The following is a 25,014-nucleotide window of genomic DNA, read 5'->3' on the forward strand; positions in this document are numbered from 1 at the left end:
ACTTGATGGACATACTCAAATCAGCCGGATCACTCGACCGGTGACAGCACACCCAGGAGCTGCCATGACATCCCGCCTGCCGCGCCCTCGCCTCCGCCGACTCGCCGCCGCGGTCGCCCTCGCCGCCACCGCCGCCACGCTGAGCGCCTGCGGGAGCGAGGACGCCAGCGCCGGCTCGGAGGGCGCCACCGTCATCAAGCTCGTCGATCCCGGCAACGCCGGACTCCTCGCGTACGCCAAGAAGACCGGGGTCCTCGAGGAGAAGCTCGAGGCGGCCGACGCCCGCGTGGAGTGGGGTGGCTCGTACGGGTCGTTCACCGCGACGATCGATGCGGTCCGGTCGGGAGACGTGACCGTCCTCGAGGGCGCCATCTCCCCCGCGATCGGCTACCTGTCGACGAGCGACGACCTCAAGATCTTCGCCGTCGCCGACCGTACGAAAAACCCGAAGGCTCCGGTCAACGACGGCCTGGTCGTCCCCAAAGACAGCAAGGTCACCTCGATCGACCAGCTCGTCGGCAAGAAGATCGCGGTCAACAAGGGCGGCCGCGGCGAGTACCTCCTCGAGCTCGCGCTCGACCAGGCCGGCATCGACCCGAGCGAGGTCGAGAAGGTCTACCTCAATCCCGTCCAGGCCGCGGGTGCGTTCCAGTCCGGCAAGGTCGACGCCTGGTGGGCGATCGTGCGCGGCTACCCGACCGCGGTCGCCGCCGGCGCCAAGACGATCGTCGCCAGCACCGAGGTCGACGACAACGACCTCACGATCCTGGCCGCGCGCAAGGAGCTCGTCGACGAGAACCCCGAGGCGCTGAAGATCATCGTCGACACGCTCGCGGAGCTGCGCAAGGAAGGCAACGCCGAGCCGGAGAAGTTCCAGAACGTCTTCACCGACTCGGGCCCCACCGCGACGGAGGGCGCCGCGCTCGCGCGTGACACCGAGGTGGACCGCTACGCCAACCCGTTCCGCCCCGTCGAGGACGCCGACCTCCAGACGATCCAGACGGTCGCCGACTACTTCAGCACCCACGGCTTCATCAGCAAGCCGGTCCAGGCGTCCGACGCGGCCGTGCAGCTCGGCTCATGACGGCCACCCAGCACGAGCCGCGCGCGGGCACGGCGCCCGCCGCGCGTACGGGAGCAAACACGGGCGACGGCGACTCCGTCACCCTGGCCAGGCCGCGCTTCCTCGGCCGCCGCGACCGCAGTCGTACGCTGTCGCTGTCCGTACGGTTCGCCGTGCCGCTCGCGCTTCTCGCCACATGGCAGGTCGCGAGCAGCGTCGGATGGCTCGACCCGGAGATCCTCGCGTCGCCGGGCTCGGTCGTCGCCGCCGCCGAGGAGCTGTGGGAGAGCGGGCAGCTCACTGACTTCCTCGCCGCCTCCGGCCGCCGCGCCGCGATCGGTGTGACGCTCGGTGTAGCCGTCGGCCTGGTGCTCGGTGTCCTCTCCGGCATCTCCGCCCTCGGCGAGGAGCTCATCGACCCGACGATGCAGATGTATCGCGCGGTCCCATTCCTCGCGCTGGTCCCGCTGCTGCTCTCGTGGTTCGGCGTCGGCGAGGGCTTCAAGATCATCCTCATCGCGGTCTCCGCCGTCGCCCCGATGTACGCCTACACCTACCTCGGCGTGCGGGGCGTCGACCGCTTGGTCATCGAGGCGGCCCGCGGCTACGGGCTGTCGGGCGTACGGCTGGTTGCGCAGGTGATCATGCCGTCCGCGCTCCCGAACATCCTCATGGCGCTGCGGATCTGCCTCTCCGTGAGCCTCACCGGCCTCATCGCGGCGGAGCAGATCGGGACGACGACGGGCATCGGCTACCTCGTGTCGCTGTCGCAGCAGTACTTCCGCAATGACTACATGGTGCTCTGCATCGTGCTGTACGCGGCGATCGGCGTGCTCATCGATCTCGCGATCCGCATCGTCGAGCGACTCGCGATGCCGTGGCGGTCGGGGGTGGCCGCACGATGAGCGTGCCCACCACCGTGCACGCGGCCGCGCGGCTCGACCACGTCACCAAGGCGTACGGCGACAACCGGGTGCTCGACAGCATCGACCTCACGATCGCGCCCGGCGAGTTCGTCGCCGTCCTCGGACCCAGCGGCACGGGCAAGACGACGCTGCTGCGCCTGCTCAACGGCTTCGAGCAGCCCGACGCGGGCGACATCCTCGTCCCGCCGCGTGTGACCACCGTCTACCAGGAGCCTCGTCTCGTCCCGGCGCACCGCGTGGCGCGCAACGTGATCCTCGGCCAACGGCGTACGAAGGCCCACCGCGAAGCGGCACTCGCCGCACTGTCCGAGGTCGGTCTCGAGCGGCACGCACGTTCGTGGCCCGCCACTCTGTCAGGCGGAGAGGCGCAACGCGTCGCCCTCGCCCGCGCCCTCGTACGGGATCCGCAGCTGCTGCTCCTCGACGAGCCGTTCGCCGCCCTCGACGCGCTCACGCGACTCAAGATGCACGACCTCCTCGACCGGCTCCGCGCGCGTCACCGTCCTGCGGTGCTGCTCGTGACCCACGACATCGACGAGGCGATCCGTCTCGCCGACCGGATCGTGATGCTGCGTTCCGGCTCGGTCGCGATCGACGTCCGGGTCGACGTCGAGCATCCCCGCACGATCACCGACCCGCGGGTCGTCGAGCTGCGCGAGCGCCTGCTCGCCGAGCTCGGCATCGTCCCCGCGTCGACCCCGCCCGTCCCCACGAAGGAGAACCCATGACCAGCGTCTCCGAACCGACCGCCCTCGACCAGCTCTGGTACACCCGCTGCCCTGTCCCCACCGCCTCCGGCCTCGCCTACAACCTGGGATGGCTCGACGAGGCCTTCGCGCCCGCCGGGCTGTCGGTCGGCGTGCTGCAGGACGCCCCGCCGGAGATCGCCCGGCACCACTTCGACCACCAGCTCCTCGGGCTCTTCCGCGAGGGCGGCAACGTGCCCGCGCTCGTCGCCCGCTCCGAAGGCGCGCCCACGCGACTGATCGGTCTCACCTGGATCGACGAGTGGCAGTCGATCCTCACCCGGCCCGACACCGGCATCGCGTCCGCAGCGGATCTCGCCGGCCGGCGCATCGCCCTGCCGGGCTGGGCCGGATCCCGGGGTACGAGCTTCCCGCGGGCGATGGCGTTGCACGGCTTCGCGCAGGCCTTGGCGCTCGCGGGCCTGACGTTGGCCGACGTCGAGGTCGTCGAGGTCGAGTCGCGCGTCGAGCGTGCACCGGGCAACGATCCGTCCGCGGCCGCTCCGTGGCCGGGCCTCGCCCAGCTCGCCGAAGGCGTCGTCGACGCCGTGTACGTGAAGGGGGCGCGCTCGGCCGAGCAGGCTCGCGAGATCGGCGCCGTCGTCGCGCTCGACCTCGACGCGACCCCTGACCTCTGGTCGCGGGTCAACAACGGCACGCCGCGGCCGATCACGGTGCACGAGGAGCTGCTCGCCGAGAGGCCCGAGCTCGTCGTCCGGTTCCTGGTCGAGACGCTGCGCGCCTCACGCTGGGCGGCCACGCACGTCGACGAGCTGCGCGCGATCCTCGGCCGCGAGGTCGGCTCGGGTGCCGCAGGCGTCCTCGACGCGTACGGGGACGACGTCCACCTCTCCCTCACCCCGACCCTCGACGAGGAGCGGCTCGCGCTGCTCGGGCAGCAGGAGCGGTTCCTGCACGAGCACGGGTTCCTCGCCTCGCGCGTCGATGTCGCGGCGTGGGCCGCGCACGAGCCGCTGGCGGAGGCGCTGCGTGATCTCGATACGTCCTCCGCTAGCGCTCCGGACTACTCGATCAGCCAACCCGGGGCTAGCGCTCCGGACTACTCGATCAGCCAAGGCGAGGAGGTGGCGCGATGACGCGGATCTGGGTCACGCTCGCGACGCGTGACGAGCGCGACTGGGGACACCTCCCGCCGGCCGAGGAACGTGCCCAGGCCGTACGGGCGGCCGAGGTCGCCGGACTCGAAGGCGTCGTCGCCCCGTACGACCTCGGCGGCGAGGAGTCGACGGTCCTCGTCGGCGACGCGCTGCGCCACACGCGGTGGGCGCAGGCGCTGCACGAGTTCCACGTGGCGGCGTTCAACCCCGTCTACGCGGCGAAGATCGCCGCGTCGTTCCAGCGGTTCTCCGCCGGGCGGCTCGCGTGGGCACCGCTGGTCACCGCGCCGACCACCTCGCAGCGCCGCCCGACGAGCACCAGCGCCGACGACTGGTACGCCCGCGCGGACGAGTTCCTCACGGTCGCGCGGGGCGTGTGGACGCAGGAGACGTTCGACTTCGACGGCACGTACTACCAGGTGAAGGGCGGCGGGTTCCGCGAGGCGCTCGCCGGGCTGCCGTTCCCGCGCGTCCACCTCACCGGCAGCGACGACGACGCCCTCGCGCTCTCGGCGAAGCATGCCGACGTGCACGTCTTCGCCAGCGCGCAGGAGGTGGCCAAGCGAGGCCCGCTCGTCGTCGAGCAGGCGCGCGCGCTCGGCCGCGAGGTGCAGCTGGGCATCCGCCTGTCGGTCCTCGTCCGCGAGAGCGCCGACGAGGCGCAGGCCGCCGCCGACCGCGACCGCAATCTCGACCTCGTCGGGTCGTACGCGCAGGTCGCCGACGAGCTCGGGCGCCTCGCCGCCCAAGGCGTCGGCACGGTGATCCTCGACGTACGACCACGCATCGAGGAGACGTACCGCATCGGCGAGCACCTCCTCCCCCTCGTCCGCACCACCACCCCCGACCTCGAGACGACAGGAGTCCGCTGATGGTCGACGTCTACTGGCGGATCGGCACGCACGGCGACCAGCCGACGCTGCGCCGCCCCCTCACCCCGACGCGCGGCGACTGGGGAACGTACGAGCCGGGGACGATCACCCCGGGACGCCGTGCCGGTCGCGACGACGGCTACACGTACGTCGACCACATGGCCGACGTCGCGAAGGCCGCGGAGGCCGCCGGGTTCGTCGGCGGGCTGCTGCCGAGCTTCCCGTTCACCGACGACCCGTTCGCAACGGCGGCGCTGCTCGCACGCGAGACGCGGACGTTCCGGTTCATGGTCGCCTACCAGCCGGGCTTCCTCGATCCGGTGCACGCGGCGCGCCTGTCGGCGAGCCTGCAGCGCGCCACCGGCGGACGCCTCACGTACAACGTGATCACCGGCGGCGGCGGGCCGCAGCAGACGTGGTGGGGCGACACGGTCGCGCACGACGACCGGTACGCCCGGACCGCCGAGTTCCTCGACGCGCTGAAGGGCGCCTGGGGCACCGAGCCGTACGACCTCGACGGCAGGTTCTTCGACGTACGCGGCGCGTCGCTGCCGCCGGAGCTGGCCGCGCAGCCGGTGCCGGAGGTGTACTTCTCGGGCTCGTCGCCGGCCGCGATCGAGACCGCGGGACGGCACGCCGACTACTACCTGTCGTGGCTCGAGCCGTTCTCGGCGCTGCCGGAGAAGTTCGACGCCGTGCGCGCCGAGAGCGCCTCGTACGGTCGTACGCCGCGGTTCGCGCTGCGCGTCGAGATCCTCGCGCGCCCCACGGAGGAGGAGGCGTGGGCCGAGATCGAGCGCGCGTGGCCGAACGTCGACAAGGCCAAGCTGTCCTTCGACGGCAAGGGTGACTCGGTGGGCGCCGCGCGGGCACGCAGCTTCATCAAGCAGCCGGTCACCGGGCCTCGTGACCTTGAGGTCGAGCCGAACGTGTGGGCCGGCTTCCACCTGCTGCGCGGCGGACCGGTGTTCGGTCTCGTCGGCAGCTACGACCAGGTCGCCGAGCGGCTCGACCAGCTCGTCGAGCTCGGCACCGACGCGTTCATCCTCGCCGCCGTCCCGCACCTCGAAGAGGCGTACCGGATAGGCGGCGAGGTCCTCCCTCGCGTCAGCTTCACCCGGACCAACTCACTCACCACCACCCTCAGGAGCGCTTCATGACCACCCGCGTCGGATTCTTCCCCCACAACAACTCGCTGTTCGTGCTGCGGCACCGCGGCCTCCTCGAGCAGAAGCTCGACGACGTCACGTGGGTCGACCTGCGGGAGCTGCCCGCCGGGCCCAAGCCGGCCGTACGCGAGGGTCTGCCGACCGTGCACGCCGACCACCTGTTCACGGAGGAGGGCTACGACGTCATCGGGACCGGGTTCACTCCCCCGATCACGGGCCTCGGGCAGGGGCACGACCTGGTCTACATCGGGATCTCGGAGCCGCGCGTCGAGAACGGGCGCCTCGTCGCGAAGGCAGGCTCGGGCATCGAGACAATCGCGGACCTGCGCGGCAAGAAGGTCGGCATCGGGCACGGCTCGTGGCAGACGACGCTCCTGCTGTTCGCGCTCGAGAAGGAGGGTCTCGGCTGGGACGACGTCGAGCCCGTGGACGTCGGCGCGGACGCCGCCGACCTGTTCCTCGCCGGCGAGATCGACGCCTGGACCGGCTCGTACCCGGAGCTGACGCGCGTCGAGCAGGAGACCGAGGTGACGACGCTGATCGAGACCGACGGGCTGTTCAGCCACCCGTCGCTGTGGTTCACGCGACGCGACTTCGCCGTCGAGCGGACCGACGAGCTGGTCGCGGTGATCGAGTCGCTTCAGGAGTCGGACGCTCGTACGGTCGCGAACCCGCGCGAGGCCGCCGAGTTCTTCGTCGCCGACGCGCAGGCGCACGGGCAGCCGGCGAGCGTCGAGGCGTGGGAGCACGCGCTGGCGCACCGGCCCTTCGGGATCCATCCGGTCGACGAGGCGTTCCTGGACGAGCAGCAGCACGCGGCCGACCTGCTCTTCGCGAACGGGCTGCTACCGAAGGCGGTCAACGTCCGTGACGCCGTCCTGCCGGCGGTCTCGGAGATCGTGGAGAAGTCGCGCCGCGCGGCGGTGTGACGCCTAGCCTGAGCACGTGGGGTCGTCGCCGCCGGGTAGGTGACGGCCCCACGTTCTTTACATCGCGTCGTCGGGCATCAGCTCCCACACCTCTTGGTCGCAGCGGCACCCGGCGGCGATCTTGGCTGCCCACGTGCACGCTTCCTCGTACGAGCTGGCTTCGATGACGCAGAACCCGCCGATCGGCGGCCTGCGGCCAGGGTCGGTGAGCGGGAGGGTCCGACCGTCTGTGGTGACTGTCGCGCCGGAGACCACGCCGCTGTCGATCCCGCCGCCGAAGATCCACGCGCCGGCCTTCTTCGCCTCGTCGACCACGGCGTGCGAGTCGACGGCGGCCTGGGCGAGCTCGTCCGGGGAGAGGTTCATCGAGCCGTCGGGGAACGAGATCAGATAGCGCGGCATCACAGGGCTCCACTTCGTCGGACTTCAGGTGAGGGAGGGACTGCATCGGCCCGCGGAACTCATCGTGACCGGACGCCGACCTCGCGACTCGCCGCGACCGGGGGCGCGTCGGGGTGACGCAGCAGGTCGACCCGTCGTACGCCGCACTCGGAGCACCGTACGTAGTGGATCGTCCCTTCGGAGGTCACGTGGCGGGACTCCGTACGCCAGCCGTGCTCGTGGGTGGTGACCGTCTCGTGCCGCGTGGGTTCTGTGCGCTCGCAGGTGCTCATGGCTCCATGGTGGTGTAATGGCCTTATGCATCTCAACCCTTACGGCGAGTACGCGGTGCTGCTGGCCGCGTCGCTCGCCAACGACTGGCCCGAGGACCGTGACGGCATCGCGGCACGCGCCCGCGAGCTGGGGATGACGATGACCTTCCCGGTGGGGCGTGATGATTACGCGGGGACGCGTCGCGTCATCGACGACTGGTTGAAAATCGTCGACGCTGCCGACCCGAACGAACGCGCACGGCTACTGAACGCGGAGATGGCGACGGTCACCGCGTACCCGCGACTCACCGACCACGACGGCGAGGGCTGGCACCTGCACTACCGCGACGACAACGACGCCCTCCCCCACGTGCTCCGGGCCGTCATCAGCGTCGGTACCGCGCTGCACCTGACCACGCGCGGCATGCACCGACTCGCGCGGTGCGAAGCCGGCGCCGCCCCCGGCGACCCATGCACGAACGTCGTCGTCGACGTCACCCGCAACGGTCGCCAGCGCTACTGCTCGATCCGCTGCGCCAACCGCGCCGCCGTACGCCGCCACCGGGCGCGCGCAGTGGCGGCCAGGGAGTAGCGCTGCGGGCGTACGGTCACGCATCAAGCGCTCGTCCGTCCCTGCAGGGCGGCGATGTCGTCCAACGCTCGGCGCGCCCGCTCCGCCTCGACCTTCCGTGAGCGGTTGCGCCAGCGATCCTCCTCTTCCTCATACGGGAGGGGTCCCCACACGAACTTCTCCGGTACGCCGGGCACCATGACCACCTTCTCGATGGCGTTGTCGACCACGACGATGGCGGACATCTCGCGCGTGTCGCGGCGGTTCATGACGACGAGACCATTGATCTGATGATCGAAGGTGAAGTCGCGGAAGGCGGGTAGACCAGACGCGCCGGCCTTGGCTCCCGGCGCAAGGAAGTGGTCACGCAGATAGACCAACCACGCGACAGGGTCGTAGAACTTCTCGCGTCCGGTGAACGAGATGCAGCATCCGTCCCAGCACGGCACCCAATCACACCAGTAGCCGGGTTGTCCGGTCGCGACGCGGTTGGACACGTCGGTCGGCAACTCCTCAGCTCGAGGGTTGCCGGGCACCTCGTACGGCCCGCCGGGTCGCCAGCAGCGACGCGAGGCGGCGAACGCCGTCAGATACTCGGCCTCGGCATCGTTGAAAGACGGCGTCACCTCGAGGTGGCCGAGGAAGTCGGTGGTGTATCCCACGGGGTCTCCTCCTTCTGTCGGGTTCACCAGGTTCGCGGCCAGCAGCTGCCGTCCGCCACCACGCTCACCGAGCCCTGTGGACAACCGTTCGCGAGCCGCTCGCCGATCGGTGCATCGTCGGCGCATGGACCTTGATGTGTATGACCTTCGCGACCCTTCCCGCTTCATCAACGACGTCGCTTCCCGCATCGACCTCTCCGACAACACGGCGACGTTGTGTCTCGTGAGGCACCCGTCCACGACCCAGGAGCTGGTCCGGGTCACTCGTCTGAGTCAGCCAGCGGTGCTGGAGTCCTGGGAGGAAGCCAGTGACGAGCTGCGCGAGGTCATCTGGTCATGGGAGGTTCCCGATGTCGTGCCGCCCGAGTACCTGGCCATCACCGTCCTCGTCCGGCGCGGACGATGCGTCTTTACGGGAAAGGACTCGGCGTGGTTCATGGCCAGCCGATACTGCAACCACGTAGCCCGACTCTTCGGCCCTCAAGAGCTTCTCGTCACGGAGCACGGATGGCTCGACTACATGACCCATCGCGCTGGGACATCCCCGGCGCTGATGGCGTAGGTTGCCGAGCGCCCTCGCGATCAATCAGGGCCTCAGCGGCAGAGCCGTGCGCGCGCGGGCCGCGATGCGGACTCCGAGGTCCTCGAGCTCGTCGGCTAGCGACGACGCCACCCAGACCTGGTTGCGCGTACGCCGGGTGACCGGCCGAATGACCTCCGCTTCGTGGAGCCGTGCGATCGCCGCGTAGACGCTCGATGTCGCGCCCCCGATGCGATCCTCGGCGTCCTCTGCTGAGAACACCGGGTTGTCGAGGAGGCCGTCGACGAGACGGGCGACAGCGCTTCCCGCGCGGGGCCGCCCGGTCGTGTCGCGCCACTGCTCCGGCATGGCCGCCAGGCGAACGGCGGAGACCCGCGACTCCTCCGCGGCGATCCTTGACGCGCGCGCAAAGGCCGAGACGATCGGCTCGGCATCGCCGCCCCGATAGGCACCGAGGACGTCGAAGTACGCCTCGCGCTTGGCAACGAGCGCCGATGCCAAGGGAACAACGACACGTCGCGTCGTCCCGCGTCGCCTGAGGACCGTGTTGATGAGAGCGCGGCCGATCCGGCCATTGCCGTCGGTGAACGGGTGAATCGACTCGAACTGCGCGTGAGCGACGGCCGCCTGCACGAGTACGTTGAGGTCGTCGCGGTTGGCGAAGGCGACGAGGTCCCGGACGTACGCCGTGACGGTATCCGGTGGTGGTGGTACGTAAAGCGCCCCCCGCGGCGAGTGGTCAGAACCGCCGATCCAGTTCTGCATATCGCGCAGGCGTCCTGCGAATGCGTGCTCATACGGATCGTCGACCATCAACGTGTGATGGGCGCGAAGGATGTCGTCGATCGATAAGGCAGCGCCGCCGCCCACCGAGCGGATGAGATCGTTCAGAGCCCGCGTCGAGGCGACCATCGACGTCGCTGACGGATTCGACCGAACGCCATGAAGTGCGCGCGCGCGTAATCGTCGAGTGAGGCCTCGACGTGCTCGATTTTGGATGACGCGACTGACTCGGCACGGAGCAGCATCGCCGCCAGCGAGCCGAGGTGCTCGCCGTGAGTCTCGTCGAGGGCAGCGATCTCACGTAGCGCGTCGTCCATCTCGGCACCGAGTGCGGACGAGATCCGCGGGGCGTACGACTCGATCGTCGGCGGCAATGACACCTCGACTTCGCGGAGCCGACGGTCCGCGATGGATCCACCGCGAACCGTCTGCTGCCACGCGTCGACGCGACGACGGTGCGGGTCGATCGTGAGGGTCACGGGCTCCTCCTCGCCGGAATACCGACTGCGTTATTCCGAGTTATTGACACTACTACGGAATACCTCCGCGTTGATCCATGGTGATCCTTCACCCGGTAGCCGAGGTCGGCGCCGGCCTTGCACCGACCCGGGCGGCGCGTGCCGCGCGTAGTGAGGTGACCGTCCGGAGGACGTGGAGCGAGACCGTCGGCGTTCCGGACATTCCGGATTCCTGCCCCACGCTCCCCCGCTGCCCGATACGTTCCCGCCACAACCTCACAGCGTCTGAGCGGGAGATCACCACGATGTACGCCGTCATCGACACCGAGACGACCGGACTGTCCCCGAAGTACCACCACCGCGTCGCCGAGGTGGGCGTCGTCCTCGTCGACGACACCGGCCGCATCGAGCACGAGTGGTCGACGCTGGTGAACCCCGATCGCGACCTCGGCCCGCAGCGCATCCACGGCATCCGCGCCGCCGACGCGCGCCGGGCCCCGCGCTTCGAGGACATCGCGGCGCACCTCGTTGAGCTCATGCGCGGCCGGACGCTCGTGGCGCACAACCTGCCATTCGACCTGACCTTTCTCGAGGCCGAGTACGCCCGCCTGGGCGCGGCCTTCCCGGCCGACCGTTCGCACGGGCTGTGCACGATGACGCTCGCCACGTCGTACCTCCCCGGCGCCGGCCGTTCGCTCGCTCAGTGCTGCGCCGCCGCCGGGATCCCGCTCGGCGGCTGGCATTCGGCCGGCGCGGACGCGCGCGCTGCCGCTGACCTCCTCAGCCACTTCGTCGAGCGCAGTGAGCAGCCGTACCCGTGGACTTCCGTCGCCGAACGCGCCGTCACCGTGCCGTGGCCGGACCTCGCGCCGCGCGCGTTCTCGACCGCTTCGCGTGCGACGCGGTCGATGACCGTCCCCGGCGGTGGCGCTGGCGCGGGTCTGGTGGCCGGGATCGTCGAGTACCTCCCGCGCGTCACCGGCTCGGACGTGGCCGATCCGTACCTGGCGGTGCTCGACGCCGCGCTCGCCGACCGCTACCTCAGCGCCGACGAGATCGCCGCGCTCAGCGCCCTCGCGGACGCGCTGGGGCTGACCGCCGTGGACACCGATCGGCTGCACCGCGACTACGTCGACGCCCTTGCCCGTGTCGCGCTCGCGGACCACATCCTGACCGACGACGAGCGCGCTGACCTCGCGCACATCGTGGAGCTCCTCGAGCTGCCGGCGGGTACGGACACCGAGGCGCTGGCGCGCGCGGCCGGTGACGGGACGAGCGCGGAGCTCCGTCTGACGGTCGATGATCTCGTCGTGTTCACCGGCGAGTTCGACGAACCACGCAGCGTCTGGATGGAGAGAGCGACCGCCGTCGGCTTACGCGTCCACAACGCGGTGACGAAGAAGGTCTCGCTGGTCATCGCCGCAGACGTCGACAGCCTGTCGGGCAAAGCGAAGAAGGCACGGGGGTACGGGATCACTGTCGTGTCGCTCGAGGAGTTCGAGAAGGCGCTCGCGCTGGGGGTTGCGGACTGCTCGGAGGATTGAGCTCAGGCCAAATACACGTCCTCGGCGGTCTCTCGCACGGCAGCCGCAAAGAAGGGGTTCTCGAGAGAGCGCCGGGCGACGAGATCGACTGGCCTTCCAAAGAGCTCTTCGAGATCAGCCTTCAATGCAAAGTAGTCGTCGAGTCGCGCCTCGCTCGTGAACTCCGCCAAGAAGTCGATGTCGCTGTGCCTCGGGTCGAAGTCGTCCGTTGCCGCAGAACCGAACAGGGTCAATCGCGTGACGCGGTGTCGTTGACAGAGCGCAGCGATCTCGTCGCGATCGATCGTCACCGCCATCGGAATCCTTTACGCGCGGCTGCTCACCTGCACCGTGTCAACGGGAGGGCCCTGAGTACGAGGTTACGCGAGCGGCATTTCGCCGGTGTCTAGCTGTCGAGTCACCACCGTCTACTGAGGTTCTGGCAAGCTGCTGCCGTGGACAGCGTCGGCGAGCTGCGGTTACGCGAGTTGATCATGCACGCGCTCGCGGAAGCGACGGCTGAGAGCGGCTTCGTGACCCGCGCGCAGCTGTCCGCACTCGAGGTCGCCGGCATGCCTCGCCGTGTCATCGATCAAGGGCGTGGCATCTGGAACCCGACGACGATGTCAGCCACGCTTTCGATCATCTCGGACCCCCTCAGCGAGTACGACGACATCCAGGAGTCAGACTCTCTCTTCCGGTACGCGTACCAGCGCGGCACCGATGCGGGTGTTCACAAAAAGCTCCGGAAAGCGCAGGAGTTGGAACTGCCGATCATCATGTTGCGGACCATCGCACCGGGCAGGTACGTTCCTGTATTTCCCGTTTACGTCGTCGGCGACGATCAGGCCAAACGCCAGTTCGTACTCGCGCTGGACGAGAGCCTCAGGTTCCTCAGGGATCCGCTGCACCTGTCGGCGGACGAGCGCCGATACGCCGAGCGGGTCGTCCAGCAGCGTCTCCATCAGCCCGAGTTCCGCGGCCGCATCATGCGCGCGTACGACACGCAGTGCGCGGTTTGTCGCCTCAAGCACGGCCGCCTCCTCGATGCAGCCCACATCACCGAGGACGGAGACGACGCAGGATTGCCGATCGTCACCAACGGGCTGAGCCTCTGTAAGATCCACCACGCCGCGTACGACGCGAACCTGCTCGGCATCTCGCCCGACTACGTCGTCCACATCGACCGCGACCTCCTCGAAGAACGAGACGGGCCAATGCTCAAGCATGGGCTGCAGGAGATGGACAAGGCGCGGCTGCAGCTACCCACACGGCGACGCGAGCGGCCGGATCGTGATCGGCTGGCGCAGCGCTTCGCGGGATTCGGTGCGGCAGGCTGAGATTCAGGGACCGATCGCAGTCCTGCACATGCGGGCCGCCCCGATCTCGTACCGATGGGTCTCCCGCCGCATCTGGCAGGCCGAGGAACTTGCCCGAGCAGACCCCTCGAAGCACCACCGATCTGTCGATTCGGCCGTTATTGTGTGAGTTCGCAGCGAGGAGATCCATGAGCGACGAAGACCGCACAACCGTGCCGGTTTGGACCTTGTCCACGACCGCAAACTCGACTGTTCCCGCCTTCGCCAACGAGGCCAGCCTGACACCGGAACGACTGGCGGAGGGGACTGCTGCACGGATAGGTGACAGCCGAGCGGCCTAACCAGAGGGGTTGGGCTGGAAGGATGTCCCCGTGACGAAGCCTTACCCCAAGGAGTTCCGTGACGATGTGGTCCGCGTCGCGAGGAACCGTGAGCCCGGTGTCGAGCTCCCCCAGATCGCGAAGGACTTCGGGATCCACTTCACCACGTTGTACTCGTGGATGAAGAAGGCCGACATCGAAGACGGTGCACGCCCCGGCACCACCGAAGCCCAGTCGGCTGAGCTGCGGGAAGCGAAGAAGCGGATCAAGACCCTCGAACAAGAAGTCGAGGTCCTCCGCCGGGCCGCGGCCTACTTCTCCCAGGCCCACCTGCCGGGAAAATGAGCTACCCGCTCGTCCGCGACCTGGCCGCTGACGGGATCCCTGTCGCGGTGACGTGTCGGGTGCTCAAGATCGCCCGCCAGCCCTACTACCGCTGGCTCAAGGACCCGATCACCACTGCGGAGCTCGATGAGGCCTACCGCGCTAACGCGCTGTTCGACGCCCACCGCGACGACCCCGAGTTCGGCTACCGGTTCCTGGCCGACGAGGCCCGCGACGCCGGCGTAGCGATGACGCCCCGTACGGCGTGGAAGATCTGCTCGAGCAACGGCTGGTGGTCAGCGTTCGGCAAGCGTAAGAGCGGTGTGAAGAAGGCCGGGCCACCGGTCCACGACGACCTCTGCGCCGTGACAGACGCCAACGGTCGGACCCGGCACGAGTTCACCGCTGCCGCGCCCAACCGGCTCTGGATCGGCGACATCACCGAGCACCGGACCAGCGAGGGAAAGCTGTACGTCTGCGCGTTCAAGGACGTCTACTCCAACCGGATCGTCGGGTATTCCATCGACTCCCGGATGAAGTCCCGATTGGCCGTCACAGCCCTGAACAACGCCGTCGCACGACGCGGTGACGTCGCCGGATGCGTGGTCCACACCGACCGCGGCTCCCAATTCAGGAGCAGGAAATTCGTGCACACCCTCAACCGCCACGACATAGTCGGATCCATGGGCCGAGTCGGCGCCTGCGGCGACAACGCAGCCATGGAATCGTTCTTCGCCCTGCTGCAGAAGAACGTCCTCGACCGCCGTGCCTGGACCACCCGCGAAGACCTTCGGATCGCGATCGTGACCTGGATCGAGCGGACCTACCACCGCCGACGCCGCCAAGACCGGCTCGGCCGCTTGACCCCCATCGAGTACGAGACAATCATGACCACGCCAGCCACTCAGGCTGCGTGACTAACCACTGTCACCTGATCGTGCAGCAGTCCCCAGATCGTCGCGTCGGCACGACGACTCGCCGCCTCGATCCAGTCCCAGTCGGCGGCCGGCGCATCGGCTTCGCGATAGATCCCGCGAGCGATCTTGTCGTAACGACCGCGGCGGGCAGCACGGTAGAGGCCACTCGTGGACATGCCGAGGTCGGCTGCTTGTCGCGGCTTCAGGATCTCCATCGCAACCTCCGCATGAATGATTACGTATACAGGTAACGACATCTGTATACGGTTTCATCCACAAGGCATCCGGTTGGGGAACGGCAGAAGGGCCGGAACCCATGGGGTTCCGGCCCTTCTAAAACTTCATCCGTCAGCTGCAGCCGCTCGTCGCTCCGCAGCCCTCGCACACGTGGCACGAGCCAGCCGGGCGCATCTTCGTGCCGCAGGTGAAGCACAGCGGTGCGTCGACCTCGGTCCCGGAGATCACCTGCAGCAGTTCCGCGCTGGTGTGCGCCTGCTTCGGTGCGGGGCGGGCAGACTCGGCGACCATGTCGCCGTCGACCTGCGTCTCGCGCTTGATCTCGGCGGCGGCGGCCTTGGTTTCGACACGGCCTCGTTCCTCGGCCTGCTCAACCAGCGGCGTGGCACCGTCCTCAACCAGCGGCGCCGACTCGTCGAGGTTCGGGGTCGTGGTCTTGAGCGACTCTGACTCCGACAGCTCGTCCTCGGCGGGCAGGTACGAACCTGTGTCGAGCTGGCGCTGACGCTCCTCGGCCGAGTAGATCCCCAGCTGCGAGCGGGTCTCGAACGGCAGGTAGTCCAGCGCGAGCCTGCGGAAGATGTAGTCCATGATCGACTGCGACATCCGCACGTCCGGGTCGTCGGTCAGACCGGCCGGCTCGAACTTGAGGTTCGTGAACTTCTGGACGTACGTCTCGAGCGGCACGCCGTACTGGAGACCGATCGACACCGCGATCGAGAACGCGTCCATCACGCCGGCCAGGGTCGAGCCCTGCTTGCCGAGCTTCAGGAACACCTCGCCGAGGCCGTCGTCCGGGTACGAACCGGAGGTCATGTAGCCCTCGGCACCACCGACGCTGAACGACTGCGTGATCGACGGACGCTTCTTCGGGAGCCGCTTGCGGACCGGCTTCTCGACGATGACCTCGCGGATGGTTTCGACAGGCTCAACCGACGAGGAGCCGGTTTCGACACGGGCTCCTTCGTCGCCCTGCTCAACCACCCCACCCTTGTTCTCGCCCTTGCCGGACGAGAGCGGCTGGCCGACCTTGCAGTTGTCGCGGTAGACCGCGAGCGCCTTGAGGCCGAGCTTCCAGCCCTGGAAGTAGATGTCCTCGATCTCCTCGACCGTCGCTGCCTCCGGCATGTTGACCGTCTTGGAGATGGCGCCCGACAGGAACGGCTGCGCCGCCGCCATCATCCGGACGTGACCCATCGGCTTGATGGACCGCTCGCCCATCGCGCAGTCGAAGACCTCGTAGTGCTCAGGCTTCAGGCCCGGCGCGTCGATGACGTGACCGTGCTCGGCGATGTACTCGACGATCGCCTCGATCGTCTCGTTGGTGTAGCCGAGCTTCTTGAGCGCGACCGGGATCGTCTGGTTGACGATCTGCATCGAGCCGCCGCCGACGAGCTTCTTGAACTTGACCAGCGAGAAGTCCGGCTCGATGCCGGTCGTGTCGCAGTCCATCATGAAGCCGATCGTGCCGGTCGGAGCCAGCACCGACGCCTGAGCGTTACGCCAGCCCTGCTTCGTGCCGATCTCGATGCCCTTGGCCCACTGCTTCGTGGCCTCACGGTGCACGGCGATGTCCATCGCGTGCATCGTGCGGACCGCGTCGTTGGCGGCCTGGTGCTTGCGCATGACACGAGCGTGCGCGTCCGCGTTCTGCTTGAAGCCCTCGTACGGGCCGACGACACCGGCGAGCTCCGCCGAGCGACGGTACGAGGTGCCGGTCATCAGCGACGTGATCGCGGCAGCGAGCGCGCGGCCACCATCGGAGTCGTACGCGAGACCCGACGCCATGAGCAGCGCGCCGAGGTTGGCGTAGCCGATGCCGAGCTGACGGAACTTGCGCGTCGTGTCACCGATCGCCTCGGTCGGGAAGTCGGCGAACGTGATCGAGATGTCCATCGCGGTGATGATCAGCTCGACGGACTTCACGAACTTCTCGACGTCGAACGAGCCGTCGTCCTGGAGGAACTTCAGCAGGTTGAGCGAGGCCAGGTTGCACGACGAGTTGTCGAGGTGCATGTACTCGGAGCACGGGTTCGACGCCGTGATGCGACCGGTCTCCGGGGTGGTGTGCCAGTCGTTGATCGTCGAGTCGTACTGGATGCCCGGGTCCGCACATTCCCATGCGGCCTGCGCGATGTCCTTGAAGAGCTTCTTGGCGTCGATGGTCTCGATGACCTCGCCGGTCGTACGAGCGCGGAGCCCGAACGCAGCCCCGTCCTCGACCGCCTGCATGAACTCGTCGGTCACGCGGACCGAGTTGTTGGCGTTCTGGTACTGGACGGACGAGATGTCGTGCCCGCCGAGGTCCATGTCGAATCCGGCGTCACGGAGGACGCGGATCTTGTCCTCCTCGCGTGCCTTCGTCTGCACGAACTCCTCGATGTCGGGGTGGTCGACGTCGAGGACGACCATCTTCGCCGCACGACGCGTCGCGCCGCCCGACTTGATGGTGCCCGCGGACGCGTCAGCGCCGCGCATGAACGACACCGGACCCGACGCCGTACCGCCCGAGGACTGCAGCAGCTCCTTGCTGGAGCGGATGCGGGAGAGGTTGAGGCCGGCGCCCGAGCCGCCCTTGAAGATCAGACCCTCTTCCTTGTACCAGTTGAGGATCGAGTCCATCGAGTCGTCGACGGCGAGGATGAAGCAGGCGCTGACCTGCTGCGGGCTCGACGTGCCGACGTTGAACCAGACCGGGCTGTTGAAGCTGAAGATCTGGTGCAGAAGCATGTAGGTGAGCTCGTGCTCGAACAGCTCGGCGTCGGCCTCGGTCGCGAAGTAGCCGTTGTCCTTGCCGGCCTTCACGTACGTCAGCACGACGCGGTCGAGGAGCTGCTTCAGCGACTGCTCACGCTCGGGGGAGCCGACGGCGCCACGGAAGTACTTCGTGGTGACGATCGTGGAGGCGTTCACGCTCCAGAAGTCGGGGAACTCCACCCCACGCTGCTCGAAGACCGTCGCTCCGGTCTTCCAGTTGGTCTGCACGACATCGCGACGCTCCCACGTCACCTCGTCGTACGGGTGCACACCCTCCGTGGTGTAGACCCGGTCGATCGTCAGGCCCTTGCTGGCGCGCCTGGTGGCCTTGCGCCCCCGCGCAGCCCCGCTCGGTCCACTGACCGTCTCCGTCATGTGATGCCCCTTCTCCCCCATGTTGCCCCGTGAATGTGTGGTGGTGCTGTGGTGCTGTGGTCTCGATACGCGGCTCGTTCCTCGCCGCTACTCGACCAACGGTTGATCGCCGCTACTCGACCAACGGTTAGGCCTTGCTCAGCTCGGTGTCGGCTTCGGCGGCCATCAGGGTCGCGATCTCGTCGGCGAAGTCCGACACGTCGGTGAAGTTCTTGTAGACGCTCGCGAACCGCAGGTAGGCGACCTTGTCGAGCGCCTTCAGCGGCTCGAGGACCGCGAGGCCGACCTCGTGCGAGGTCACCTCCGCTCCCCCGGCCGCCCGCAGCGCGTGCTCGACCTGCTGGCCGAGTCGCGCGAGGTCGTCCTCGTCCACCGGGCGCCCCTTGCACGCCTTGCGGACTCCGCTCACGGCCTTGTCGCGCGAGAACGGCTCGGTGGCACCCGAGCGCTTGCACACGGTGAGCTGGATCTGCTCGACCGTCGTGAAGCGCTTGTTGCACTCCGTGCAGCTCCGGCGCCGGCGGATCACTCCGCCGTCGTCGGCGACGCGGCTGTCGAGGACCCGGGTGTCGGTGTGCCGGCAGTACGGGCAGTGCATCTCGGCTCCTCTCGTTGTGGACGGAGTGTGGAGAACCTCGTGTTTCCTGTGGGGTTCACCACGGTTCCGTGTGGACTAGATGTGGATAACTACATCGGTGTAAGCACTAGATGTAGTGGCAACCGTACGCGTCCACCCCGGCGCATGCAACTTATGTTCGCGTGTCGGACCGACATTTCTGTCGTCGCAGGTCAGAGGCGGTTTGGGACGCACGGCGCGGCGTGTCGGATCGTCAGCCGCGGTGCCGAGGCGCGAAGCGCCGCATGCCACGGACGACCACCACGACGTCGCCGAAAGCGATGACCGCGATCACGGCCGAGACGATGCCGAGGACGGTCATCGTGGTGGTGGCCTCAGGCGCCAGCAAACCCCACAGGGCAAGGGCGGCGAAGACGACGAGACCACCGAGGGAGAGGGCGAGACGCATCCCGTACGCGCTGAGCGCCTTCTTGGGCTCAGAGCCGGTGCGTGCCAGGTGCGGTCCGGAGTGGGAGCTCATGGCGGACCTCCTTCAGGTGTTATCCGTACAACACCGCGGAGGGTCCGATCCATCCCCTTTCGGGGCCTGTTGGCCGCTTAGTCCGCCTCCATCGCGAGGCGCTCGATCCGCTCGACACCCCAGTCGCCGAGGGCGTCCAGCGCCGCGTTCAACGACACACCGTGCTCGGTCAGCGAGTACTCGACGCGCGGCGGCACCTCGGGGAACACCTCGCGGCGGACGAGCCCGTCGGTCTCCATCTCCCGCAGCTGCTGGGTGAGCACCTTGTGGCTGACCCCGGGCAAGCCGCGACGGATCTCGGCGTACCGGCGGGTCCCGTGCGCGTGCAGCTCCCACAGGATGAGCGCTTTCCACTTCCCGCTGACGACGTCCATCGCGGCGTCGAGCCCGCACACGTACGGGCCCCGACGCCGCGTGCTAGGCGTCGCGGTCGCTGTCGTGCTGCCAGTCATCGCTCCCCCGTACGGTCGGTGTGTCAGGCGTGCGGTTGCTCACCTGGAGGTAAGAACCCCACTTCGAAGTGCGTTCTTCCGCGATCCCCGACGCGCCACGATCGTGGAAGGCATGACACCAGACACTCCGCCTCCCGTGACCAGGGGTCTCGGCGCCATGGGCCGCGCCCTCGCGACCACCGTCGCCGCCGCCGGCCACCCCACCACGGTGTGGAACCGTACGCCGGGCCGCGCCGGCGACCTCGACACCGCCCGTACCTCCGAGACCCGCTCCGTACGCGACGCGGTCCGCGCTTCCACGCTCGTCGTGGTGTGCCTGCTCGACGCCGCGTCCGTCCGCGAGGTCCTCGACCCGGTCACCGACGCCCTCGACGGCCGCACGCTCGTCAACGTCACGACCACCACGCCCGAGCAGTCGCGCGCCCTCGGCACCTGGGCCGACGCCCACGGCGCGGCGTACCTCGACGGCGGCATCATGGCCGTCCCCCCGATGATCGGCGGCGACGGCTCGCTCGTCCTCTACAGCGGCGACCCCGCCGCGTACGAGCGGTGGCGGAGCGTCCTCGAGCGCTGGGGCGAGAGCCCGTACCTCGGCGACGACGCCGGCCTCGCGGCGCTGTACGACCTGGCGATGCTCGCCGGCATGTACGCGATGTTCGCCGGCTTCTTCCACGGCGCGGCGATGGTCGCGACGGCCGGGATCTCGGCGCGGGCGTTCGCGGAGAGCGCCGTGCCGTTCGTGTCGGCGATGGTGCCGGCGTTCCTCGAGTACGCGGCGGTGATCGACGGCGGCGACTACGGCGTTCCCGGCCAGCAGAGCCTCGAATTCTCCGTCCTGTCGGACATGGTGCAGGCGAGCGTCGACGCCGGGGTCGCGCCGGACGTGGTCGCGGCTGTGCAGGGGCTAATCCGCGCCCAGATCGACGCGGGGCACGGCAAGGACGGATTCGCGCGGGCGTACGAGAGCATCGCCCGCCCGACGACGGGAGCAGCACGATGAAGGTGACGGTCATCGGCCTCGGCCCGATGGGGCAGGCGATGGTGAGGGTGTTCCTCGAGGCGGGGATCGACGTGACGGTCTGGAACCGTACGCCGTCGCGCGCCGACGCCCTCGTCGACGCCGGGGCGAAACGGGCCGCGACCCCAGGCGATGCGCTCGCCGCGAGCGAGCTGGTGGTGCTGAGCCTGACGGACTATGCGGCGATGTACGAGATCCTCGGGGGCGAGACTGCGGCGCTCGCCGGCCGTACCCTCGTCAACCTCAGCTCGGACACGCCGGACGTCACCCGCGACGCGGCGCGGTGGGCGCGCTCGCACGGAGCCGAGCTCGTCGTCGGTGGCGTCATGGTGCCGGCGCCGATGGTGGGCGGCGACGGTGCGTACGCGTACTACAGCGGGCCGACAGACGTCTTCACCTCGTACGAGAAGACGCTCGGGTTGCTCGGCGCGACCCGTTACGTCGGGGAGGACCCGGCGGCGGCGCAGCTGCTGTACCAGGCGAACCTCGACGTCTTCCTCACCGCGCTGTCGGGGATCGCCCACGCGGTGGCGCTCGTCAAGACGGCGGGGGTGAGTGCGGCCGACTTCCTGCCCGATGCCCTCGCGATGCTCGCCGACACCGACGCCATGACCGGCCTCAGCGACGACGGCGCGGCCGCGTTCGACGACGGCGTCCACCCGGGGCACCTCAGCACGGCCACGATGATGGGCGCCACTGCCGCGCACATCCTCGGGGCGAGCGAGTCCGCCAGGGTCGACACCGCGCTGCCGCGCGCGGTCCTCTCGCACTACGAGCGGGCGATCGCGGCCGGCCACGGCCAGGACAACTGGACGAGCATCTACGAGGTGATCAAGGCGGGGTGAGGCCGCTCGGCTGGGCTATTCGACGACGCGCGCCACGGTCGTCGCCAGCATCCAGACCACTCCGCCGACGCACGCCGCCGTAGCGAGCCAGAAGGACGCGAGCCACACCGCCGCCGGGATCCGGGTGAGGGTCTCCAGCGCCACCGCGTCGGACTCGCCGCGGCTGCGGTGCCACTGGCGGCTGCGCCACGAGTCCACGACGGACCGGAGTCCGCCGAGCACGAGGAACGCGCCGACCCCGACGGCGGCACCGCTCTGAACGACCGGGCTGGCGTACCACCACAGCGCCGCCGACGCCGCCGCACACCCGACGAGGACGAGGACGGTGAACACGCTGCGCGCCCACAGCAGGCACACGGCGAACAGCAGCGCGAGGACGAACAGGCCGGGCGCCGCCCACCCCTTCACCGCGACCAGCACCGCGAGCAGGCCGGCGATCGCGGGAGCCGGATAGCCGGCCCACGCGCAGACGACCATCCCGAACCCGCTCGCCTTGCCCCGCGTGTGGGTGACGCCGGACGCGTCGAGCCGTACGCGCAGGGCGGTGAGCTTGCGGCCCGCGAACACGCCGCCGAGGGCGTGCCCGAGCTCGTGCGCGACGGTCACGACGACGCTCGTACTCCGCCATGCCGGGCTGGTCAGCGCGGCGGCGGCGAGCACGAGGGCGATCGCCCAGACCGTGAGGTCCGCCGTCGTGTACGTCGCGGGGTCCACGGTCGCGAGCCGGGCCTCGAGGTCGTCGAAGGTCACCCCATGAACACTAGGCGTCGCGTGCGTCGAGCTCGGCGATGCGTCGCTTGGGGGCGATGAGCCGGTACGACGCGTCGACCAGCTCCGCGACCTCGTCCCAGTCGGTGTCGGGGTCCTCGAGGTCGAGCGCCCGCCACCCGAAGGGCCCGTAGTACGCCGGGACGAAGAACCGCTCGTCGTCGTCGAGCGCCTGGATCTCCGACTCGTCCACCTTCACGATGAGCGCGCTGCGTACCCGCCGGTGCTCGCCGGGACGCAGCTTCTCCGAGCCCCCGAACGCGGCGAAGATCTTGCCGCACTTGAACGTCGGTCGCCCGTGCGACACGTGCTCCTCCGCGCCGGGGAACCCGAGGCAGATCGTGCGCAGCTCCGCGAGGCCGGGATCGTCGTCGCTGAACATCACCGGGTGTGCCATGGGCAGAGTCAACCATCCCGTTCGTCCACAGGAGCTGCAACGGAGCCTTCCGGAGGACCGGGGTTGCCGCTACGTTTTCCGGCATGTCTCGCCTGGGTACGGCGCTGGTCGCTGCCGTCGCTCTGCTGTCCGTCGGCGCCTGTACGGGCGAGGAGCCGGCCGACGGTGACCCGTCCGCGACGCCGCGCGTGAGCGCCACGCCGTCGGCAACCTCGACCCCTACTCCCCCACCGCTCCCAGCCGAAGCTCGCGAGCATTCCGCCGACGGCGCCGCCGCGTTCGTGGAGTACTACATCGCCGTTTTCAACTACGCGGCGACGACCGGGGACACGACTGCCCTTGCCGCGGCTTCAATGTCGACGTGCAGCGCTTGCAATGGTTTGGTCAAGCGCTACGAGCAGATCTATCTCGACGGAGGGACCTCTCAAGATCCGGGGTGGCGTCCAACCGTCACCAGCAGTCAGCTGGTGGCAGGTCAGTTTCACGTGACGATCGATCTTCGGACGGCGACGCATGATTTTCGCCCGCGTAAAGGCGCACCAGCTCACACAGTCGAGGCGAAGACGTACCACGATCTCTATCGATTGAAATGGGTGGACGACGGCTGGCGCATCGATTCGCTTGTGCCACAAGAGGTGCCCGAGTGATCCGGCTCGCCATCACCGGACTGGTTCTCTCGATCGGCCCCATGTCACCGACGGACGTGCTGCCTAATGACCCCCATGACCATGTCCAGGTTCGCGACGAGGTTAATACGGCCCCAGACGCCCCGTCTTCCCCCGGCCGACCGGGCAATCCGAGCGGGCCGCGGGTGGAGTACCGCTACGAGCCGACGTGCACACCAGGCGGGGGGAACGACACCACGTGCAGCACGGCGTACTCGTGCCCGGACCCCGAGCAGACGCGCTACAACGTGTGGCGCCGCGTGGATGGGGGCGAGTGGGTGATGACGGGAACCGCATGTCGAGGTGGTGGCTCGTCCGACATCGCGCCGCTGCCGGAAGTCACGCCGGGGCACGTGCTCCGCGAGGTGCGGCGCCTGCCGCTGCCGCGGGCGACGGTGGCGATCCAGCCTTCCGGGCGGACTCTGGTGAACCTCGACACGGTGTTCTCGACGACGGCACCGCAGTTCGACGAGACGGTGACGATCCTCGGCCAGCAGGTCCGCATCGTGGCGAAGCCGACGCGCTACACGTGGGACTTCGCCGACGGCACCACCAAGACGACGGCGACGCCCGGCCGCCCGTACCCGGCGATGGACGTCACCCACCGCTACACCAAGGCCGACCGCACGCACCGTCCACGCGTCGACGTCACGTTCACGATCTCGTACAGCGTCGACGGCGGTCCGACCCAGTCGCTCGAGCAGACCATCACCACCCGTGGCCCCGCAGCCACGCTCGTCACCCGCGAGGCGACAGCCGTCCTCGTGGAGTGACCTCAGGCATCGACACCTAACGTGGGCGCCATGACGGAGCCCACGATGCGCGAACGCATGCTCGCCGGTGACCTGTACCTCGCCGACGACCCCGACCTGATCCGCGAGAACGCGCACGCGCAGCGGCTCACGCACGCGTTCAACACCGGCGACCCGACCGATCGCGAGCGCGCCCGCGAGCTCCTGTGCGAGCTTCTCGGCGGGTTCGGCGAGAACAGCGCGATCCGGCCGCCGCTGCACGTCGACTACGGCTACCAGACGACGATCGGCGCCCGCAGCTTCGCGAACTTCGGGCTCGTCATCCTCGACGTCGCCACCGTGACGATCGGCGACGACGTCCAGATCGGCCCGTACGTCCAGCTGCTCACCGCCACCCACCCGCTCGAGCCCGGCCCGCGCCGTGACAAGTGGGAGTCAGCCGAGCCGATCGTCGTCAGTGACAACGTCTGGCTCGGCGGCGGCGTCATCGTCTGCCCCGGCGTCACCATCGGCGAGAACACCGCGGTCGCCGCCGGATCGGTCGTCACCCGCGACCTGCCCGCCGGCGTCCTCGCGGCCGGTACGCCTGCCCGCGTCGTCCGCGAGCTCTGACCGACGCCACGCCGTCAGCGCACCCGGAACTTCTTGGTGGCCTTCGGGCTCCAGCCCTTCGCCGTCTTCGCCCGCACCGTCACCGTGAGCTTCCCCCGCCGCAACGACGACCGCTTCACCGTGTACGACCGCCGACCCGGCTTCA

At 68.9% G+C, this 25,014-nt stretch carries 30 protein-coding genes; 17 read left to right on the top strand and 13 right to left on the bottom strand.

Features of this window, described 5'->3' with window-relative positions; genetic code table 11:
- Positions 1 to 64 precede the first annotated feature (64 nt).
- Genes NYZ95_RS18915 through NYZ95_RS18945 form a run of 7 tightly spaced genes read left to right on the top strand, consistent with a single transcriptional unit; the run spans position 65 to position 6,823 of the window.
- Positions 65 to 1,084: an ABC transporter substrate-binding protein gene (locus NYZ95_RS18915; RefSeq protein WP_262852897.1), complete on the top strand. Its 1,020-nt coding sequence runs from the start codon at positions 65 to 67 to the stop codon at positions 1,082 to 1,084.
- Complete coding sequence (locus NYZ95_RS18920; protein ID WP_262852898.1) at positions 1,081 to 1,968, top strand: ABC transporter permease; 888 nt, start codon at positions 1,081 to 1,083, stop codon at positions 1,966 to 1,968. Before NYZ95_RS18915 ends, NYZ95_RS18920 begins: the two co-directional genes overlap by 4 nt.
- The gene (locus NYZ95_RS18925) at positions 1,965 to 2,717 is read left to right on the top strand and encodes an ABC transporter ATP-binding protein (protein ID WP_262852899.1); all 753 of its coding nucleotides are present in this window, start codon (positions 1,965 to 1,967) and stop codon (positions 2,715 to 2,717) included. The genes NYZ95_RS18920 and NYZ95_RS18925 overlap by 4 nt, the downstream gene beginning before the upstream one ends.
- Positions 2,714 to 3,832 carry an ABC transporter substrate-binding protein gene (locus tag NYZ95_RS18930; RefSeq protein WP_262852900.1) on the top strand — a complete coding sequence of 373 codons (1,119 nt, stop codon included), beginning with the start codon at positions 2,714 to 2,716 and terminating at the stop codon, positions 3,830 to 3,832. The genes NYZ95_RS18925 and NYZ95_RS18930 overlap by 4 nt, the downstream gene beginning before the upstream one ends.
- The gene (locus tag NYZ95_RS18935; RefSeq protein ID WP_262852901.1) at positions 3,829 to 4,725 is read left to right on the top strand and encodes an LLM class flavin-dependent oxidoreductase; all 897 of its coding nucleotides are present in this window, start codon (positions 3,829 to 3,831) and stop codon (positions 4,723 to 4,725) included. Before NYZ95_RS18930 ends, NYZ95_RS18935 begins: the two co-directional genes overlap by 4 nt.
- Entirely contained in the window at positions 4,725 to 5,885 is a 1,161-nt protein-coding gene (locus NYZ95_RS18940) for an LLM class flavin-dependent oxidoreductase (RefSeq protein ID WP_262852902.1), read from the top strand. Before NYZ95_RS18935 ends, NYZ95_RS18940 begins: the two co-directional genes overlap by 1 nt.
- On the top strand, positions 5,882 to 6,823 hold the full coding sequence (locus tag NYZ95_RS18945; protein WP_262852903.1) for an ABC transporter substrate-binding protein: 942 nt from the start codon (positions 5,882 to 5,884) through the stop codon (positions 6,821 to 6,823). The genes NYZ95_RS18940 and NYZ95_RS18945 overlap by 4 nt, the downstream gene beginning before the upstream one ends.
- Positions 6,824 to 6,880: 57 nt before the next feature.
- On the opposite strand, the gene NYZ95_RS18950 is transcribed toward NYZ95_RS18945, so the two are convergent.
- Together NYZ95_RS18950 and NYZ95_RS18955 are read right to left on the bottom strand one after the other, a co-directional pair.
- Positions 6,881 to 7,225, bottom strand: coding sequence for a YciI family protein (locus NYZ95_RS18950; RefSeq protein ID WP_262852904.1), 345 nt, complete (start codon positions 7,223 to 7,225; stop codon positions 6,881 to 6,883).
- A gap of 59 nt (positions 7,226 to 7,284) precedes the next feature.
- Complete coding sequence (locus tag NYZ95_RS18955; protein WP_262852905.1) at positions 7,285 to 7,497, bottom strand: hypothetical protein; 213 nt, start codon at positions 7,495 to 7,497, stop codon at positions 7,285 to 7,287.
- A gap of 25 nt (positions 7,498 to 7,522) precedes the next feature.
- Here NYZ95_RS18955 and NYZ95_RS18960 point away from each other — a divergent pair, with 25 nt between their 5' ends.
- The gene (locus tag NYZ95_RS18960) at positions 7,523 to 8,068 is read left to right on the top strand and encodes a CGNR zinc finger domain-containing protein (RefSeq protein ID WP_262852906.1); all 546 of its coding nucleotides are present in this window, start codon (positions 7,523 to 7,525) and stop codon (positions 8,066 to 8,068) included.
- A gap of 23 nt (positions 8,069 to 8,091) precedes the next feature.
- Here the strand turns inward: NYZ95_RS18960 and NYZ95_RS18965 are convergent, their stop codons facing one another.
- A complete protein-coding gene (locus NYZ95_RS18965; RefSeq protein WP_262852907.1) occupies positions 8,092 to 8,709 on the bottom strand; it encodes a hypothetical protein in 618 nt (205 codons plus the stop codon).
- Positions 8,710 to 8,833: 124 nt separating this feature from the next.
- Between NYZ95_RS18965 and NYZ95_RS18970 the strand changes: the two genes are divergently transcribed.
- On the top strand, positions 8,834 to 9,271 hold the full coding sequence (locus tag NYZ95_RS18970) for a hypothetical protein (protein ID WP_262852908.1): 438 nt from the start codon (positions 8,834 to 8,836) through the stop codon (positions 9,269 to 9,271).
- Positions 9,272 to 9,295: 24 nt separating this feature from the next.
- Here NYZ95_RS18970 and NYZ95_RS18975 read toward each other — a convergent pair whose 3' ends face one another.
- Together NYZ95_RS18975 and NYZ95_RS18980 are read right to left on the bottom strand one after the other, a co-directional pair.
- Entirely contained in the window at positions 9,296 to 10,162 is an 867-nt protein-coding gene (locus NYZ95_RS18975) for a Fic family protein (RefSeq protein ID WP_262852909.1), read from the bottom strand.
- The gene (locus NYZ95_RS18980) at positions 10,138 to 10,512 is read right to left on the bottom strand and encodes a hypothetical protein (protein ID WP_262852910.1); all 375 of its coding nucleotides are present in this window, start codon (positions 10,510 to 10,512) and stop codon (positions 10,138 to 10,140) included. Before NYZ95_RS18980 ends, NYZ95_RS18975 begins: the two co-directional genes overlap by 25 nt.
- 284 nt (positions 10,513 to 10,796) lie before the next feature.
- Between NYZ95_RS18980 and NYZ95_RS18985 the strand changes: the two genes are divergently transcribed.
- Positions 10,797 to 12,035, top strand: coding sequence for an exonuclease domain-containing protein (locus NYZ95_RS18985; protein WP_262852911.1), 1,239 nt, complete (start codon positions 10,797 to 10,799; stop codon positions 12,033 to 12,035).
- 2 nt (positions 12,036 to 12,037) lie between these two features.
- On the opposite strand, the gene NYZ95_RS18990 is transcribed toward NYZ95_RS18985, so the two are convergent.
- Positions 12,038 to 12,331 (bottom strand): nucleotidyltransferase family protein, encoded by a 294-nt coding sequence (locus tag NYZ95_RS18990; RefSeq protein WP_262852912.1) that lies wholly within the window; start codon positions 12,329 to 12,331, stop codon positions 12,038 to 12,040.
- A gap of 138 nt (positions 12,332 to 12,469) precedes the next feature.
- Between NYZ95_RS18990 and NYZ95_RS18995 the strand changes: the two genes are divergently transcribed.
- Entirely contained in the window at positions 12,470 to 13,354 is an 885-nt protein-coding gene (locus NYZ95_RS18995) for an HNH endonuclease (protein ID WP_262852913.1), read from the top strand.
- A 350-nt stretch (positions 13,355 to 13,704) separates the two neighbouring features.
- Positions 13,705 to 14,894 (top strand): IS3 family transposase gene (locus NYZ95_RS19000; RefSeq protein WP_262852914.1). Its coding sequence is split into 2 segments (ribosomal slippage): positions 13,705 to 13,989 and positions 13,992 to 14,894, totalling 1,188 coding nucleotides; the frame shifts between segments, so codons are not numbered across the junction.
- Here the strand turns inward: NYZ95_RS19000 and NYZ95_RS19005 are convergent.
- The 5 genes from NYZ95_RS19005 to NYZ95_RS19025 all read right to left on the bottom strand — a co-directional run bounded on the left by NYZ95_RS19005 (position 14,882) and on the right by NYZ95_RS19025 (position 19,812).
- Positions 14,882 to 15,109 (bottom strand): type IV toxin-antitoxin system AbiEi family antitoxin domain-containing protein, encoded by a 228-nt coding sequence (locus tag NYZ95_RS19005; protein WP_262852915.1) that lies wholly within the window; start codon positions 15,107 to 15,109, stop codon positions 14,882 to 14,884. The genes NYZ95_RS19000 and NYZ95_RS19005 overlap by 13 nt on opposite strands.
- A 133-nt stretch (positions 15,110 to 15,242) precedes the next feature.
- A complete protein-coding gene (locus NYZ95_RS19010) occupies positions 15,243 to 18,263 on the bottom strand; it encodes a vitamin B12-dependent ribonucleotide reductase (RefSeq protein ID WP_262852916.1) in 3,021 nt (1,006 codons plus the stop codon).
- Between the two features lie 127 nt (positions 18,264 to 18,390).
- On the bottom strand, positions 18,391 to 18,861 hold the full coding sequence (gene nrdR / locus NYZ95_RS19015) for a transcriptional regulator NrdR (RefSeq protein ID WP_262852917.1): 471 nt from the start codon (positions 18,859 to 18,861) through the stop codon (positions 18,391 to 18,393).
- 232 nt (positions 18,862 to 19,093) lie between these two features.
- A complete protein-coding gene (locus NYZ95_RS19020) occupies positions 19,094 to 19,360 on the bottom strand; it encodes a DUF6343 family protein (protein ID WP_262852918.1) in 267 nt (88 codons plus the stop codon).
- A gap of 77 nt (positions 19,361 to 19,437) precedes the next feature.
- Positions 19,438 to 19,812, bottom strand: a complete 375-nt coding sequence (locus tag NYZ95_RS19025) for a winged helix-turn-helix transcriptional regulator (RefSeq protein WP_372500523.1) — start codon at positions 19,810 to 19,812, stop codon at positions 19,438 to 19,440.
- 136 nt (positions 19,813 to 19,948) lie between these two features.
- On the opposite strand from NYZ95_RS19025, the gene NYZ95_RS19030 reads away from it, so the two are divergent.
- Together NYZ95_RS19030 and NYZ95_RS19035 are read left to right on the top strand one after the other, a co-directional pair.
- A complete protein-coding gene (locus NYZ95_RS19030; protein WP_262852919.1) occupies positions 19,949 to 20,812 on the top strand; it encodes an NAD(P)-dependent oxidoreductase in 864 nt (287 codons plus the stop codon).
- Complete coding sequence (locus NYZ95_RS19035) at positions 20,809 to 21,675, top strand: NAD(P)-dependent oxidoreductase (RefSeq protein ID WP_262852920.1); 867 nt, start codon at positions 20,809 to 20,811, stop codon at positions 21,673 to 21,675. The genes NYZ95_RS19030 and NYZ95_RS19035 overlap by 4 nt, the downstream gene beginning before the upstream one ends.
- A 15-nt stretch (positions 21,676 to 21,690) precedes the next feature.
- Here NYZ95_RS19035 and NYZ95_RS19040 read toward each other — a convergent pair whose 3' ends face one another.
- Both NYZ95_RS19040 and NYZ95_RS19045 read right to left on the bottom strand, forming a co-directional pair.
- Entirely contained in the window at positions 21,691 to 22,425 is a 735-nt protein-coding gene (locus NYZ95_RS19040) for a M50 family metallopeptidase (RefSeq protein ID WP_262852921.1), read from the bottom strand.
- Between the two features lie 10 nt (positions 22,426 to 22,435).
- On the bottom strand, positions 22,436 to 22,840 hold the full coding sequence (locus NYZ95_RS19045) for an MmcQ/YjbR family DNA-binding protein (protein ID WP_262852922.1): 405 nt from the start codon (positions 22,838 to 22,840) through the stop codon (positions 22,436 to 22,438).
- An 83-nt stretch (positions 22,841 to 22,923) separates the two neighbouring features.
- Between NYZ95_RS19045 and NYZ95_RS19050 the strand changes: the two genes are divergently transcribed.
- The 3 genes from NYZ95_RS19050 to NYZ95_RS19060 all read left to right on the top strand — a co-directional run bounded on the left by NYZ95_RS19050 (position 22,924) and on the right by NYZ95_RS19060 (position 24,869).
- Positions 22,924 to 23,487 carry a DUF6318 family protein gene (locus NYZ95_RS19050; RefSeq protein ID WP_262852923.1) on the top strand — a complete coding sequence of 188 codons (564 nt, stop codon included), beginning with the start codon at positions 22,924 to 22,926 and terminating at the stop codon, positions 23,485 to 23,487.
- Positions 23,488 to 23,786: 299 nt separating this feature from the next.
- Positions 23,787 to 24,278 carry a hypothetical protein gene (locus NYZ95_RS19055; protein WP_262852924.1) on the top strand — a complete coding sequence of 164 codons (492 nt, stop codon included), beginning with the start codon at positions 23,787 to 23,789 and terminating at the stop codon, positions 24,276 to 24,278.
- 30 nt (positions 24,279 to 24,308) lie between these two features.
- Complete coding sequence (locus NYZ95_RS19060; protein ID WP_262852925.1) at positions 24,309 to 24,869, top strand: sugar O-acetyltransferase; 561 nt, start codon at positions 24,309 to 24,311, stop codon at positions 24,867 to 24,869.
- Positions 24,870 to 25,014: the final 145 nt, after the last annotated feature.

It is taken from the genome of Mumia quercus (assembly GCF_025506335.1).
GTDB lineage: Bacteria > Actinomycetota > Actinomycetes > Propionibacteriales > Nocardioidaceae > Mumia > Mumia quercus.

Coding starts and splice junctions, on each gene's coding strand:
- nrdR (WP_262852917.1), bottom strand. CDS start 18,861: ATGCACTGCCCGTACTGCCGGCACACCGACACCCGGGTCCTCGACAGC.
- NYZ95_RS18920 (WP_262852898.1), top strand. CDS start 1,081: ATGACGGCCACCCAGCACGAGCCGCGCGCGGGCACGGCGCCCGCCGCG.
- NYZ95_RS19055 (WP_262852924.1), top strand. CDS start 23,787: ATGACGGGAACCGCATGTCGAGGTGGTGGCTCGTCCGACATCGCGCCG.
- NYZ95_RS18970 (WP_262852908.1), top strand. CDS start 8,834: ATGGACCTTGATGTGTATGACCTTCGCGACCCTTCCCGCTTCATCAAC.
- NYZ95_RS18990 (WP_262852912.1), bottom strand. CDS start 12,331: ATGGCGGTGACGATCGATCGCGACGAGATCGCTGCGCTCTGTCAACGA.
- NYZ95_RS18950 (WP_262852904.1), bottom strand. CDS start 7,225: ATGCCGCGCTATCTGATCTCGTTCCCCGACGGCTCGATGAACCTCTCC.
- NYZ95_RS18925 (WP_262852899.1), top strand. CDS start 1,965: ATGAGCGTGCCCACCACCGTGCACGCGGCCGCGCGGCTCGACCACGTC.
- NYZ95_RS19035 (WP_262852920.1), top strand. CDS start 20,809: ATGAAGGTGACGGTCATCGGCCTCGGCCCGATGGGGCAGGCGATGGTG.
- NYZ95_RS18915 (WP_262852897.1), top strand. CDS start 65: ATGACATCCCGCCTGCCGCGCCCTCGCCTCCGCCGACTCGCCGCCGCG.
- NYZ95_RS18985 (WP_262852911.1), top strand. CDS start 10,797: ATGTACGCCGTCATCGACACCGAGACGACCGGACTGTCCCCGAAGTAC.
- NYZ95_RS18945 (WP_262852903.1), top strand. CDS start 5,882: ATGACCACCCGCGTCGGATTCTTCCCCCACAACAACTCGCTGTTCGTG.
- NYZ95_RS19010 (WP_262852916.1), bottom strand. CDS start 18,263: ATGACGGAGACGGTCAGTGGACCGAGCGGGGCTGCGCGGGGGCGCAAG.
- NYZ95_RS19045 (WP_262852922.1), bottom strand. CDS start 22,840: ATGGCACACCCGGTGATGTTCAGCGACGACGATCCCGGCCTCGCGGAG.
- NYZ95_RS18930 (WP_262852900.1), top strand. CDS start 2,714: ATGACCAGCGTCTCCGAACCGACCGCCCTCGACCAGCTCTGGTACACC.
- NYZ95_RS18940 (WP_262852902.1), top strand. CDS start 4,725: ATGGTCGACGTCTACTGGCGGATCGGCACGCACGGCGACCAGCCGACG.
- NYZ95_RS19050 (WP_262852923.1), top strand. CDS start 22,924: ATGTCTCGCCTGGGTACGGCGCTGGTCGCTGCCGTCGCTCTGCTGTCC.
- NYZ95_RS19060 (WP_262852925.1), top strand. CDS start 24,309: ATGACGGAGCCCACGATGCGCGAACGCATGCTCGCCGGTGACCTGTAC.
- NYZ95_RS18975 (WP_262852909.1), bottom strand. CDS start 10,162: ATGGTCGCCTCGACGCGGGCTCTGAACGATCTCATCCGCTCGGTGGGC.
- NYZ95_RS19020 (WP_262852918.1), bottom strand. CDS start 19,360: ATGAGCTCCCACTCCGGACCGCACCTGGCACGCACCGGCTCTGAGCCC.
- NYZ95_RS18935 (WP_262852901.1), top strand. CDS start 3,829: ATGACGCGGATCTGGGTCACGCTCGCGACGCGTGACGAGCGCGACTGG.
- NYZ95_RS19025 (WP_372500523.1), bottom strand. CDS start 19,812: ATGACTGGCAGCACGACAGCGACCGCGACGCCTAGCACGCGGCGTCGG.
- NYZ95_RS18960 (WP_262852906.1), top strand. CDS start 7,523: ATGCATCTCAACCCTTACGGCGAGTACGCGGTGCTGCTGGCCGCGTCG.
- NYZ95_RS18955 (WP_262852905.1), bottom strand. CDS start 7,497: ATGAGCACCTGCGAGCGCACAGAACCCACGCGGCACGAGACGGTCACC.
- NYZ95_RS19005 (WP_262852915.1), bottom strand. CDS start 15,109: ATGGAGATCCTGAAGCCGCGACAAGCAGCCGACCTCGGCATGTCCACG.